Raw genomic sequence first — 14,697 nt, forward strand, 5'->3', positions numbered from 1 at the left:
TTGATAAAAAAAGTTTATCAAGGAGGTGGAGAGAAAAGCCTTTTGCTAATTATTTAGTATGCGCCAGGGAAGAAGGATACTGTGCATGGAGGTTTGCGAAACAGGCATTCTCAGTCCTGTTGCTTCCCTGATTGTAAAAGGCTCCAATCCTTAGCATGAAGGGATTTGCCGACCATTTGACAAGGAGGGAAAGAGTGAAGATTCCTCAAACGGTCTGCGGCCCGATTAGGATTGCATAGCCAAGAAATGAAAATAACCATAGGAGTAGAAAAATGAGAAAGAATGTGATTATTCTCGTAGCAGCTGTCTTCCTGCTTCTCTTTTCGGTGGAAGCTTTTGGACAGAATTATGGAACGCTGACATTCCGAGCTGATATCTCGGGCCCGGGTGCTGTCAATGACGGCGGCACTTGGAAGATCTATCCCGATTCACTTCTGGAAATCAACATTTATGCGACCAATGCCGGCGGCACAGATGCCCGCATTACTTGGTCCAGCCCGTTCCTGTTTTCCGGCACAGACGGCCTGACCAACGTTACCTGGGGCGATACCGCTCTGACCCCACAGACTGCTTTCAAGGCTTTTTTTGATATTTTCAAAATAACCTATGCCGAAAGCTGGGATGGCGATCTAACTAATGATGTTTTTATTGACACCACCATCTTGCCCAACGCCATCGACACTAGCCTTCGCGATACCACCATCAGGACCATAATGGGTGACATCTATAACTTTACCGGTGTCGGAGCGTTTGTTGGCTATCCTCCGGGTCCGGGCGAATTATTGATTCTCAAATTTACCCTCCATGTCAATTCCACCGCCGGAAAGTTCTGGGTCAAGCAGGGATATGCCAAAAATCTCGTTTACGATTGGGTTTTCGATGAATCCATTCCGCCATTTCCTGTATTCGACAGCGTCTCCTGGCCGATGATGGGCCCCAACGATGTTCGGGATCGGAACCAGCCCAATCTTCCGACCTCATTTGCTCTCGATCAGAATCACCCCAATCCATTCAACCCGTCAACTGTGATCGACTTTGCTCTTCCGACCGCTTCCATGGTTAATGTCAGCATCTACAATGTCCTTGGACAGGTCGTCAAGACGCTGGTTGATAAGGAACTCCCGGCCGGCTATTGGTCAGCTACCTGGGACGGGACAGACAATAATGGCAGCGCGGTTACTTCCGGCATCTATTTCTATAAAATAAAGGCCGGCTCATTCCAGAGCACCAAGAAGATGATGATGCTCAAATAGGCTAATTTCATACGAATATTGGAACCCCTGCCGGAATATGGCGGGGGTTTTTTTAAGGCATTGATTTTCATAGCATTCCCAGAGCGGTCTCAACTTTACGAAATTATCGCTATAAGTCATTAAATAATAATGGATTATGTGATGGTGAAAATATCTGGCCCAGTCCTAATTCCATTATTTCGATGTCATATGATATAACTTCTTGTGTATTAATCTATTACGTGACATGCCCTAATAGCTTTCTGCTGAAATGACAAATCAGCGATAAAACTTGTTGACTTATCAATCCATTTTCATTAAGATTAGAGACCGATCGGAAAGGCCGCTGGCCTTGTAACCCTATGTAACGTAAGGTTTTATATGTTAGGAGTCGCTGATAACAGGTTCACAATCGGAAAGGATGTTTTCTACCCCTTTGCGGTGGAGATGCACTATTTCCGAGTTGACAAAAAATACTGGTCAATCTGCTTTGAAAGAATCAAGAAAGCCGGATTCCGCATTCTGTCGTCATCTGTTCCATGGAACTTGCATCAGGACGCCAGCAAGAATGTTGATTTTTCGGGATTTATCGATCCTCGCAAAGACTTGATTGTTTTTCTCGAGTTGGCCAGGGAATTTGGTTTCAAAGTGATTTTGCGGCCTGGCCCGTGGATTTCAGGTCAATGGCCCAACGGGGGGCTGCCCCAGTTCTTATTTTCGGATTTGCAGATTTTTGCCCGGGATTCCAAAGGACAGGAATTGAAACTTAATGATGATGCCGGCGTTCCGGGTGGATATCTCCCGAGTTACCTTCACCCCCATTATCAGCATTTCCTGAGGAATTATTTCAAGGCTTTTATTGAGACAACCAAAAATTATATCCATCCGCGCGGTCCGATATTCATGATCGAGCTGGATTTTGAGACCTCCTATGGACGCTATCTGGATCCCGGTTCCGCCGATTATAATCCTGATGTTCTGGTGCAGTATTACCCGGAATTTCTGCAGAACCGGTATGAGGATATAAAGAAACTCAATTCTGTCTATAAGGAAAAAAACGAGAGTTTTCAGTTGGTCGAACCACCCCGGAATTTCTCCAATCTTGACATGAAGGATCTTCCCAAAGCCTTTGATTGGTTCCGATTCCGCGAGCATATGCTCCGGATTTATCTGTCCACCATGGAGGATATATTCAAGTCCTATACGGTGGAGCCGCTCTTTTTCCACGCCCTCTATTTCCGCCGCGGCGACCTGCTTCCGGCCTTTGACCTGGTTTCCAAGGAAAAAGAGAGTATGATGGGAACCAATGTTTTTCCTGAGGGAAGCTATTTTGATCAGATTCAGAAGGGGCGATACCTCAAGGGTGAATATAAATTTGCCTGGGGTTCATCGTTTGTTTCAGGCTCACCGGCGACCGAGCGGCAACTGCAGGTGGCGCCGCAGAACTATCCTGATGGTTTGCGGCGATTTTATCTTGTGGCCGGTCTGGCGGCCGGTTTCAAGGGGTTCAACTATTACATGTTTGTTGATCGCGACCACTGGTATGGTGCCCCTCTGGCCAAGGATGGAACCATCTCCCCCGGGTACGAGGTTATCAGGCTTTTCAATGCCGCCATACTCAACATCAAGCTCAACGAATTAGAGAGCATCAAGAAGATCTGCGTCGTCGGCAATCGTCAGTATCAGTGGCTGCGGCTTCTGGATCACCCCAAGCAGTTTGAATATATTGAATCGCTTTTGACCGACTCGGCCACCGGGTTTTGTCGGGATCTGGCCCGTCTCAAGCTCGATTATGATATCCGGGAGACTTTTGATCCGGATGCTCTCGCCAAGTATGACCTGGTGTTCATTCCCATGGCCGAATTCATGCCGGCTGAACAGCAAAAGGCGATTATCGAACTTCTTAAGAAAGGGGTCAATGTCATTGCCTGCGGGCTGATGCCCAAGTATGACGAGCAGTTCCGGGAGTGTCAGATTCTTAGCCAGCAACTGGGAAGAATCAAAACTTCGCTGGGCAGTGGGATAGAAACGGTCAAGTTGAAAAGCGGCCAGTTTACCTCCTACATCTATGGACATATTCTCTCAACCGACTCCAAAGTCAAGAAACTGGCGACCGCCAATAAGAAAACTGTCGGCGTGGCTTCATCGCGCTATAAAGGAGTGTTTTATCTATTTTCTTTCAATCTGGCCTCCGGCGGCGACCATGCCAAAATGACTTTCTTCGAGTCGCTCATGGTGGAAAATGAATTCACCTCCTATCTGTACTGCTCCGATCCGTCGATTGACATGGAAATCAACAAAGGCGAGAAGCGGGCGGTTCTGTATATGGTTTGTCCTCCTCCGGGTGAACTCTCGTCAATCAGCGACACCTCCAGCCGTGAGGTTATCATTCGGGTGGATTTGAGGAAGGTTGGCATCTCCTCGGCCAAGGTGAAGGTGACCGATCTTATGGCCGGCGAGACTGTGCCGCCGCTGAAAATATCGGCCGATAATCTTCGCCGCGGGATGGCGGTGAAAGTTGATTTTCCCGATGGGCGGATATTCCTGATCGAACCGAAGTAAAATCGATTTCTGATAAAATTCCCCCGGTCTGAGTGCAATGCTTCAGATCGGGGTTTTTTTATGCCATGTAACCTCAGACATTTCCCGCCACGTGTCGCAGTGCGGTTAGGGTTATCAACAATACGATCATGCTGAATCCGAGAATGCATTCTGCCATAACGAATTACGGTTTTTGAGGGGGAATGGAAAAGGGAGCGAAGCCAAAGAAAAACAGCGGAACTGCTTGTGTGCCATAATGATGGCCAATTTTGGCTTTGCTTTACTAAATTTTTCATCTCTTTTTAGACCCTGATTTATTCCCGATATTCTTCTGGCGGAGAATGGCTTGGGGGGATTGGGAGGAGTCGCCGGAAATGGGTTTGTTCTTCTTTTGGCGGACATTCTTAGGGCGTGTGGGATTTTGGCGCGACTCATTTAAGTCGCTGTGGGTCTTGGCATTATTACACAAGTAGCCAAGAGGGAGTTGGTTGATAAGTGGTGCCAGATAGCGATCCCGATTTTGAGGATATGGAAGTTGAAGAGCGCGAACATAATAGGTCAAGGGATAAGGGTCATATTCAGGACCATGGGGGCGGTCGGCTGGAAGATGTTGCCGGCTAACGGGCATAATGATAAACCTCTTTCTATAAGAGGGGGGCTGGCGAAATCACCATCGGATCGATGTGGATTTTGTAATCCCTCACCCCCGGCCCCTCTCCCGGGGGGAGAGGGGTTTATGGGGCAATTGGATGGAAATCAAAGCAATGCTGGATTATTAAAATTCCCACCCGTTGGGTGAGTTACCGGTTCAATGTGGCCCTTCCCCATTCATATCATTCGCTTCAGGATCAACTTCACGCGGAGAATACGGTTGTCACGGTTGATAGAAAGTTGCATTGGCTGGTTCTCCCGCGCAAACATGCGCTCCATTTCCGTGAACGAAATGGAGGAGCTGTTCCGGCCGTCGACGGCAACTATCGCATCCCCTTTCCTGATGCCCGCGGCACTGCCGGGAGAATTCGGGAGGACGTCCATGACTTCCCATGCTCCGCTTCGAAGCGTTCGCAGTACAAGTCCGGCCATGTTGAACTCAAACGGATCATTGAACCGGGAATTCGGCTTCAGGTAGATTCGCGAGTGTGGGTAATCAAAGGTAACGGTGAAGCGACGCTGGCCGCCCAGGCCAAAGAACCCATTCTGCCCGAGAGAAGTTTTCACATCATCAAATGCCTCTGAAGGATATGCAACCACACAACCGTTCAGCCTGAAGGAACCGATACGAATGGCGTCAATCCTGAACCACTGACCGTTTACATCTCCTTTGATGCCTTCAGAGATATAACTCTTCGGGGCATCTGCAGGCGGCTGTACTCCTAATCCATCACAGGAATGAAGAGAAAACGGAACGTCGGCGCCGGTATCAACCAGCAGTTTCACTCGCGCGGACGAGTTCCCCTTGTGTTCCAGCGTTGCATCGACGACCGGGATACCCTGCGAGTACGTAATATCGAGCACTTCCCCGGCAGTGCGTGAGTCGAACGATCCATTCCTGTGAAGATGAAGCAGAGATTTCTCATGATCGACTTGCACAACACAGGAGTTTAACAATGTTCCTCCGATGACTGCACCAGCGAGCCATTTCTTGTATCTCTTTGTGTCTCTTGCCACAAGTACCTGCTGCCCCCTGAAGGACACGCCCGGAACGGAGATCGTGGCACCCAGAGCTATATCGGCCACCGAGGACTCGTCGCCGGCTCCGCCCAATGGTGTGCTCCCAACATACCTTAGCCCTAGTTTGTCGCCTATTGCTGAGTCAATGATCAATACGCCGTTGAAAGGAAGACCAGAATCAAAAGCTGCCTCGACTTCGACCGAGTCATTGATTCGTATCGTAACATACATGTTGTTGTCAACGATCCTGAAGGGGATGTCGCAGGCGCTTGTTCCAACTTCAAAATGAACTTCCGAAGACGGCAGTGGACCGGACGAATCCCGCGAGCTTTGCGATTGGCAACCGACGAATGAGAATAAGCCAAGCAGGCACAACAAAAGTGTGCCGCTGACCTCTCTTCTTATATCCAGCAACTTCATTCCACGTCCTCAATCGGTTTCCCGCAGGAACTCACACTGCATTCTCCCTACCTATACGATGCCTAACAACCCGGTGTTTCGCGACAACCACACTGCCGCTGTGCATCTGGACTATCGAGAACATGACAGTAAATGAACGACAGATGTCGCCAACCCCGTTCAGACTGAGACTCGGCTTTACTCACACCCGATTGTCTACCAATAACTTCCGCTGATAGTAGTCTAATGTGACCGGATCGAGAACCGGAGCCTCACAAGAGTTCCCTCTGGGCGCGTTTGACATGCTTGGGCGATGTTATTTGGAAACGGGTTTAGTAGAGAAGGCGCAGGCTGTATACCAAAGAGGAATCAAATTATTTCCAACCTACCCTTTATTCAATTTTGGTCTTGGAAGGATTGCGCAGATGAACAATGACTTCGCAAGTGCCAAGGAATTCTATTATCGCACCATCAAATACTCACCTGATTATGGCCCGGCCTATGATCTTCTGGCACGCATTTACAACATCAGCATAAATGCCCAGGTCACCTTTTGCTGCCGCGCAAAGGCCGGAAGAATGGCACGAGCGCAGGGCTCGTACCCTGCCATACTGCAACAATGGGCCGTCCGATAACTGATCCCACTAAAAACCGAGACCTAAGATAAATTGAGGAGTATTCATCTTCACTTTCTGACCACCCAGATCGGTAGGTCGGGTTCCGAAATGGTGAACTAAGTGAACAAGTGAGAAACCCGACAAATTTGCTGGCGGCGCATCAAAATACGCCGGGGCAGATGTGGACATCTGCCGCCCACAACACGAAGATTTTATGCGAATTAGATTTGCGCCGAGGCGGTCGGTGTCACCGCATGCGCGGCCGCTTTGTATCGGCGTGTGACGGCAAAATAGGCGGCCACGGCCGCCCCCATGCCCAGCAGGATAGTCACGATATAAATCATCCATCCCAGGTAAGGCACCTGGAAAAGTATGGTCAGAACGACTAATCCGAGCAGAAATTCCCAGAATAAGGCAGAAGTCCCGGTCCGGTTGAACAATCTCAGTATCAACCGGCCAAGCGTAATTGAAACATAAACCTTGCCGACATAAAATAGAATCATCCCCACACTGATCAGGAACATCCCCATCGGGATCCCGATCAGAACCAGGAAAGAAACAATCGCGCCGGCGGTGCAAATCAGAAAAGTCAAACAGCCGATCGCCAGAGTGACCCAGAAGTTGGATTCCAGCTGCACCGAAGCTTCCCGCGTATGTTCTTTGAAGAGGAGCATCAGTATCAAACCGGTAACCAGGGCCATAAGGAAAAGGAAGATCTTCAATATTACCGTGAATACGGGGAATCCCTCGGCTTCTTCTTTTTTCTCTTCGGGGAGGTTCCAGGTTTTCTCTCCTTGAATCGTGGCGCCGTTTTCAATCGTCGCCTCATTTCTGGAAACATAATGGAGCGTCCCTTTGATAACGGCCGGAGGAACAATCAGCAATTTATCCGCGGTGATATCGACATTCCCCTCGACCGTTCCGGAGATGACGACGCGGGCGGCGGAGACATTCAGATTTCCCCCAACATTGCCGTCGATAGTGACACTTTGACCGGCGCAGGATAGATCCCGTTTGATGAGCGCTTTTTCGCCCACACTCATCTCGTTTCCCAGCATAATCAGGCTGCCGCCGATGTCGCCGTTGACATTCAGTATGCTGCCGACAAGGCGCGCCGATTTTTCGACCTTGCCGCGCAGGTCGACCCGATAGCCGCCCAGGTTGGCGTTTCCGCCCACCTCACCGACCAGATTGATATCGTAGCAGAAAGCGGAAAGGTCACCGTTGACGCGGCCGTTGGCTTTGCCGTAGTTGGAAAAAATATAGATATCATCATCAAGAGTATCCGATTGAGGAATAGTGACCGTTCGTTTTGCAAGAAACTGAGAGCCGAAAAGCGAAATGGGAAGAAAAGTTATTATCAGCATCAGGGATAATGCAAGCGGGAGGAGTTTTCGTCTGGATAACATATAATTCATCAATAATCCATTCTATAATATACTACGGCTGTTCATCCCTGAAGTTTCTGGTGTTCCCTTCCGGAAATATATTGCCTTGCCGAAATATCGAATGTATAATGTAAAAACTGTAATAGTTTAGCAACAGAAATTTGCAATGAATGTACTTTATCTGCTTCTGCTTGCTCTGGTTCTATTCTTCCTGGCGTATCGTTTTTACGGCCGCTATCTTTCCTCCAGGCTGGGTATCAGCCCCGAGCGTCCAACCCCGGCGGTAGAGTTCAATGATGGTGTTGATTTTGTCCCGACCCGCCTGCCGGTGCTTTTTGCGCATCATTATTCGGCCATTGCCGGCGCCGGGCCGATAATCGGGCCGACCCTGGGGATTCTCTATGGGGTCGGGCCGGCCTGGCTCTGGATTGTGCTGGGGGGAATTTTCTTCGGGGCGGTGCATGATTTTACCGCTCTCTTTGCCTCAATCCGCGAGAAAGGAAGCTCCATGGCCGAGATAGCCCGCAAGGCCCTGGGAGATTCGGGATTCCTGATGTTTATCATCTTTACGGCTATCATGCTGATACTGGTCACCTCGGCTTTTCTGTCATTGACCGCCATCTCCCTGACTTCGATCTGGCCGGTTGAACGGCTGGATCTGGAGCCGGGGCAGACACTGCTTAAGACCAGAATTGTCGATGGCCGAGAGATGGGCATAATAGGCGGTATCGCCTCGACCTCGGTCATCATTATCACGCTGGCGGCCCCGCTTCTGGGATTTCTGATTTTCAAAAAAGGGCTGAAGACTTTCCTTTCCTTTCTCCTGGCCGCATTTGTCTGCTTTATTTCGATATATATCGGTTTTAAATTACCGGTAAATATGCCGGGGCTGGTCTGGATGATTATTCTTTCTGTTTATGTCCTTTTCGCCTCCGGCCTTCCGGTCTGGATGATTCTGCAGCCGCGCGATTTTATAAATGTCCAGATTCTCTATGCCGGATTGGCCGCGATCGCGGCCGGTATTATTATCGGGGGCATAAACGGCGTGACGACCAACATGCCGATGTTCAACCTTTCCGAGGGAAATCAATTCCAGGGGCCAGTCTGGCCGATGCTTTTTATCATCATCGCCTGCGGAGCTATTTCCGGCTTTCACGCGCTGGTCGCTGGAGGCACCACCGGTAAACAGTTGGCCCGGGAGCCGCAGGCGAAAGTGATTGGCTACGGCGGTATGCTACTGGAGTCGATCCTGGCGGTGCTCGTCGTTCTGGTCGTGTCATCCTCACTCAAAAGCAGTGACTATATGAGCATTGTCTGGCCGATCAAGGGGCAGGGAAATCCGATTCTGGCCTTTGCTCTCGCGGTCGGGAATCTCATGAAGAGCGCCTTCGGTCTCCCGGTTGCCTTTGGGTCAATTATCGGGATTCTGATGGTAGAAGGGTTTGTGGTGACCACGCTCGATGCCGCTGTGCGGCTTAACCGCTATATCTTTGAGGAGCTTTGGCGAAAAATATTCAAGACCCAACCATCCATCATGAAAAATTGCTGGTTCAATTCGGGACTGGCGGTAGTGGCGATGTTTTTCCTGGCCGTGACCAACGGGTATCGGCTTATCTGGCCGGTTTTTGGCGCCAGTAACCAGCTTCTGGCCGCCCTGACTTTGATTGCGGTGACCGCCTGGTTGAACCTATCGGGCCGGAAAAGCTGGTTCACATTGGTGCCGGCCGTTATCATGGTTGTTACAACCATTGCCTCTCTGGGATATTCACTGGTGACCGAGTATATTCCGAAAACAAATGTCATTCTTGCAGTTACTGATATTGTTCTATTGGTCCTTGCGGCCGGAGTGGTAAGCCAGGCCTTGCGAAAAACAATCCTCAAGCCCAGAGCCGGCCCCAGCCCCATTGTTTCTTCCTAATCTGTTAGGTTTCAATAAATAAAGCCCCGTTTTTGCCGATAATTTATCGGAAAGGCTTTTGGGAATTCGGCGGGGGGAAATCCCGCCTTTTGAGAAAAATATGAAAGTATTTCAGGATAAAGGCAAGACTTTACTGCCTCGGGTCGATTCAATATTTCTTCTTTCCCGGATGCTGACGGTCATCGGGATAGTCTGGCTCCTTATTTTTGATAGACCCTCTTTTTCCGATTTCCTATTCCTTTCGATTCTCTCGGTGACCTTTCTAATTCAAATGGCCATATTCTGGTACCTTCTCAAGAAGGGGAAATATGACCTGAAAAAGCCGTATCTTTCGATAATTATTTTTGATTTGATTTTTACCTCGGTATTGATTCATCTATCGGGCGGTTTCAATTCTGATTTTTATATTTTGTACTATCTGACCATTTCCTTTTCAGCCTACATTCTGACTCTGCCGATTTCCGCGACCCTGGCCGGGATTGTGACCATAACCTATTTTCTCCTTGTCACCCGGGAGTTCCAGGCGACCATTATAGTTCCGCTGGTGATGAGGATGGGGTTTGTCTGGTTCATACTTCTGGCAATATCCTTTGTTTCAGTCTATATCCGACGATCCGAAAAAAGGCTTTTAAGCCTTTTTGATACACTCAACCAAAGAACCTCGGAGCTGGAAAAATCGCAGGCGCACCTGGAGATGATTTATGAAAACTCGCGAGTGCTGGCCGGGATTCTGGATGTCGACGGCGTTATCGAAGAAGTCATGAAAATAATGGGCTCGCTTCTGGCCTATCCGGCCAGCGGCTTGCTCCTGACCGGCCCCGGGGGAAATTTTATCTATCGGGGAAGAAATATCGGCGGGCAGAGTAATTTCCATCTCAAAGCGGTCGACAGCCAGCGACTCGAACTGATTCACCGCGTGGTACAGCAGGGGGAATCGGTGACTGTGATCGATATCGCCGGACGCAAGGACTACCTTCCCCTGCGCACCAATACCCGCTCGGTCATGCTCGTGCCGATGATTGCGCACGGCAAAACGGTCGGTCTGCTTACCGCGGAATCACCGCTGTCGGGAATTTTTACGGAGAAGGATGAGAAGATGCTGGCGGTGGTGGCCCGCGCCGCCGCCCTGGCCATCGACAACGCCCTGCTCCACCGCAAGACCGAGGAATTGACCATCACCGATGAATTGACAGGGATATATAATTATCGTTACTTTGCGGAGAAATTGAAAGAGGAACAGCGGCGCGCCTCCCGTTATAATATGCCGCTGTCTCTGATTATGCTCGATATAGACTGGTTTAAGAAGTTCAATGACAGCTATGGCCACGAAGTCGGAAACATTGTCCTGCGAGGTATTACCTCGGTGGTGAAAAAATGCATTCGTGACGTTGATATTTTCTGCCGCTATGGCGGCGAAGAATTTGTTATCATTTTGCCACAGACACCGCGCATTGAAGTGGCCCGGATCGGGGAACGTATCCGCCAGCAGATCGAGGCCGCCTCATTCGGCGGCGGCGACAATATTCCGGAATTGAAAGTGACGGTTTCGGCCGGCATCACTTCTTATCCTGAAAATGGTAAGCCGCATGAAGAGCTGCTATCGGTGGCCGACCAGGCGCTCTACCGCGCCAAGGGAGCAGGCAAAAACCTTGTCTGCGTGATTTGATATGATGAAGCGAATAGGACAACTTTTTTTCACCGGTTTTGACACGGCGACTCCCTCGGAGGAGTTCCTCGATTTCTATGCTTCCGATAATATCGGGGGAGTAATTCTCTTTGAAGAGAACTGCAATCCGCACAGCCTGGCCGAGGAGAGCATCAAGAAAATTCTCTCACGGTCGGCGATTGTTCCTTTTATCGGGGTCGATCAGGAGGGGGGAAGAGTTTCCCGTTTTCGGGGGAAGCCGGCGGAATTCAACGCCCCGGCGGAGTACGGCAAAAAGAAAAATGTCGATATCTTCGAGGAGCATTTTGCACGGGCGGCGTACTATCTTCACGCCCTCGGTATCAATCTCGTGCTCGGCCCGGTGGCCGATCTCTGGCTCAATAAGGAAAACAAATGCCTTGAGGGGCGTTCTTTTGGAAGCAATCCGGCATGGGTGATACCATTCATCGAGAAGGCGATCAGGATTTCCAACAAGGTCGGTCTTCTCTCATGCCTCAAGCATTTCCCCGGGTTCGGGGCCGCCGAGACCGACCCGCACACGGCGCTCGCCTCGGCCGATTATGATTTCCAGACTTTTATCAATCGCGAAGCGCTGACTTTCAAAGCCGGGATAGGAGCCGGCGCCGATATGGTCATGACCACCCATCTGCTTCTTCCTGCCATCGATCAGCAGCCTGCCACGGTTTCGAAAAAAATAATTGATGAACTTCTGCGCGGGATATTGGAGTTTGACGGGATTGTGGTCACCGACGACCTACTGATGCTCGGGGCCGAAGGATTCGGCAGCCCCGCCGAACGGGCGCTCAATGCCTTTCTGGCCGGGCATGACCTGCTTCTGTTCGGAAGAGATTTCCGGGCCGCGCGTGCCGCGGTCGCTTACTTCAAAGAGGCTTATCGCAAAGGGATTATCAGGGATGAACGCCTGGAAGCCTCATTAGATAGGATCTCCGGTATTAAGTCGAAGCTGACCATACCGGTTATTTGATTAAATGACGTTAACCAGTCTCCTAAAAAAGAAAAATCTGACAGCGATCGGCTTGAATTCCGGAACCTCCGCCGATGGTCTCGACCTGGCCGCGATCCGAATCAATTATTCCTCGATACGTTCGAAAGTATCTTTTATTGCCGGATATACTGTTCCGTATCCGGAAAAGCTCCGGCGCTTGATCGATGCGGCCATCAATGACCGTATCGGCTCCATCGACGAATTGGTGCATCTCGACCGCGAGCTGGGGATTTTCTATGGCGCGCAGGCGGCCGAATTCTGCCGGCAACTTAAAAGGAAAAGAATCAGACCTGATTTAATCGGCTCACACGGCCAGACCGTCCGGCATCTTCCCGGACGAATAGTGGTCGGGAAAAAGAAAGAAAGCGGCACCCTGCAACTCGGTCATCCCGAATCGATCGCCGAGCGAACCGGACTGGTAACGGTGGCCGATTTTCGTCAGGCCGATATAGCGGCCGGGGGAGAAGGCGCCCCTATTACGTGTCATGCCATGTGGCAGTTGTTTTCGAATCGGCGTAGGTCACGCCTGTTGATAAATATCGGCGGCATGGCCAACTATTTTCTATTCCCGGCCGGAACCGGCCCGGAAAAACTGAAAGCGAGCGACTGCGGCCCCGGCAACAGTCTGCTCGACCTTCTGGCGCAGAAATATCTGCGGCGAAAATTCGATATGGATGGTTGCGCCGCCGCCCGCGGGAAAATTTCGCAGCGACTCCTGACTCTGCTTCTGGCCGATAAATATCTTCAGGGAAAGTACGGTCACTCCACCGGGAAAGAAAGATTCGGCGAAACATTTGTCGCGAAAATTATCGATTATGCATCACGATTAAGACTGAAACCTGATGATATTCTGGCCACCGCCGCGGAGCTGACCGCAGTTGCGATTGCCTCGAGTGTCCGGGGTCTCATAAATCAATACGATCTTTCCGAGCTGTACCTGTTCGGGGGAGGGTTAAGAAATCGGTATCTGGTTGCGAGGATAGCGGAAAATCTTCCCGGAATAGTCATCCTGCCGGTTGACAAATTGGGATATAATCCCGACTATTTGGAGGCGGTCGGCTATGCCCTGATGGGCGGAATGGCCATCCGGTCGCTGGCCTCGGGTCTGACACAGGTAACCGGCGCCCGGACCGGAACGATCGCCGGACGAATAGTACAACCTTCATGGATGATGGGATAAAATGGAAGAATCAAGGAATGAGAAATTGATGCGTATTATCCGGCCGGTGATTCGCACGACCGTGGCCCTGATTGTAACCATTATCATCTGGGGATGCACGGCGGTGCCGCAACTTATCGAGGGGTCCGAGGCCAATTTTGTCCGGCTTCCCTTCGTGCGGGTGCTTCTGCAAAATGACATTCCGGAAATTACTGTCTCGGGTAACGGGACATTCTCACTGGAATGCCTCCAGCGGGACAAGAGCTTTGTCTATTATTCCTCGCAGCCGGTGACCATCGCGCTTGAAAGAGGACTCCTGACCGTCACCATGCGCCGCGACAGACTTGAGGGTCGTTTCGATGAGGTCATAATTACGCCGCGCAACGGTAACGGATTGCTCAGTTACCAGAGCCAGAATTATCGCGGGATGTTTCGGATTCTTCCGCATGGTGTCAATCTGCAGCTGATTAATGTCCTCCATATGGATGATTACCTGAAAGGGGTCGTGCCGCCGGAAATCGGAAAAGTGACCGAGGCCGACCTGGAGGCGATTAAAGCGCAGGCGGTGGCCGCCCGCACCTATTCCATGAGATATCTGGGGCAATATGCCGGAGAGCCGTACGATATGCGCTCGGATGTTTCCGACCAGCTCTATCACGGCGCCGATGTGGAAAATGAGCTTATTTCGAGGGCGGTCGATGACACCCGCGGTATCGTTATCAAGTATGAGGATAATCTTATCAACGCCTATTACCATTCCACCTGCGGCGGGTATACCGATGATATCGAGGAGGTCTGGGACAAACCGGCCGCGCCGTACCTCAAGGCGGTGAAATACAAATCGGCGATATTCTGGATATCAAAGTGACCTCCCGAACCGCCGGCGGGCGGGTGGCCGAAATGGTCGTGAAAACCGCCGAACGCAACTACACTTTCGGCAAAGACCGTGTCCGGTGGGTCTTCAAGCGCTCCTCAAACCCGGAAATGATTCTGCAGTCGGCCCGCTTTGATGTTATCACCGAGCATGACACGGCCGGGAGGCTGACCCGGGCCGAACTGGTCGGCGGGGGATACGGCCATGGTGTCGGAATGTGTCAGTG

Annotated in this window: 11 protein-coding genes; 9 read left to right on the plus strand and 2 right to left on the minus strand. The window is 50.7% G+C overall.

The window, feature by feature from the left end; all coding sequences use genetic code 11:
• Positions 1-272 precede the first annotated feature (272 nt).
• Complete coding sequence (locus NT002_07990) at positions 273-1,253, plus strand: T9SS type A sorting domain-containing protein (GenBank protein ID MCX6829209.1); 981 nt, start codon at positions 273-275, stop codon at positions 1,251-1,253.
• Between the two features lie 360 nt (positions 1,254-1,613).
• Positions 1,614-3,794, plus strand: a complete 2,181-nt coding sequence (locus tag NT002_07995; protein ID MCX6829210.1) for a beta-galactosidase — start codon at positions 1,614-1,616, stop codon at positions 3,792-3,794.
• Between the two features lie 807 nt (positions 3,795-4,601).
• On the opposite strand, the gene NT002_08000 is transcribed toward NT002_07995, so the two are convergent.
• On the minus strand, positions 4,602-5,864 hold the full coding sequence (locus NT002_08000; GenBank protein MCX6829211.1) for a PDZ domain-containing protein: 1,263 nt from the start codon (positions 5,862-5,864) through the stop codon (positions 4,602-4,604).
• A gap of 281 nt (positions 5,865-6,145) precedes the next feature.
• Here NT002_08000 and NT002_08005 point away from each other — a divergent pair, with 281 nt between their 5' ends.
• Entirely contained in the window at positions 6,146-6,478 is a 333-nt protein-coding gene (locus tag NT002_08005) for a hypothetical protein (protein MCX6829212.1), read from the plus strand.
• 203 nt (positions 6,479-6,681) lie between these two features.
• On the opposite strand, the gene NT002_08010 is transcribed toward NT002_08005, so the two are convergent.
• Positions 6,682-7,869 (minus strand): polymer-forming cytoskeletal protein, encoded by a 1,188-nt coding sequence (locus NT002_08010; GenBank protein MCX6829213.1) that lies wholly within the window; start codon positions 7,867-7,869, stop codon positions 6,682-6,684.
• Between the two features lie 145 nt (positions 7,870-8,014).
• Here NT002_08010 and NT002_08015 point away from each other — a divergent pair, with 145 nt between their 5' ends.
• From NT002_08015 to NT002_08040, 6 genes are all read left to right on the plus strand, one after another.
• Entirely contained in the window at positions 8,015-9,766 is a 1,752-nt protein-coding gene (locus tag NT002_08015; protein ID MCX6829214.1) for a carbon starvation protein A, read from the plus strand.
• A 100-nt stretch (positions 9,767-9,866) separates the two neighbouring features.
• On the plus strand, positions 9,867-11,432 hold the full coding sequence (locus NT002_08020; GenBank protein ID MCX6829215.1) for a diguanylate cyclase: 1,566 nt from the start codon (positions 9,867-9,869) through the stop codon (positions 11,430-11,432).
• Between the two features lies 1 nt (position 11,433).
• Positions 11,434-12,417, plus strand: coding sequence for a hypothetical protein (locus tag NT002_08025; GenBank protein MCX6829216.1), 984 nt, complete (start codon positions 11,434-11,436; stop codon positions 12,415-12,417).
• A gap of 4 nt (positions 12,418-12,421) precedes the next feature.
• Positions 12,422-13,618 (plus strand): anhydro-N-acetylmuramic acid kinase, encoded by a 1,197-nt coding sequence (locus NT002_08030; GenBank protein ID MCX6829217.1) that lies wholly within the window; start codon positions 12,422-12,424, stop codon positions 13,616-13,618.
• Position 13,619: 1 nt separating this feature from the next.
• Positions 13,620-14,465: a SpoIID/LytB domain-containing protein gene (locus NT002_08035; protein MCX6829218.1), complete on the plus strand. Its 846-nt coding sequence runs from the start codon at positions 13,620-13,622 to the stop codon at positions 14,463-14,465.
• A partial coding sequence (locus NT002_08040; GenBank protein MCX6829219.1) for a hypothetical protein occupies positions 14,462-14,697 on the plus strand: 236 nt, incomplete at its 3' end. The genes NT002_08035 and NT002_08040, both read left to right, overlap by 4 nt.

Source organism: Candidatus Zixiibacteriota bacterium, assembly GCA_026397505.1.
Taxonomy (GTDB): Bacteria; Zixibacteria; MSB-5A5; order GN15; family PGXB01; genus JAPLUR01.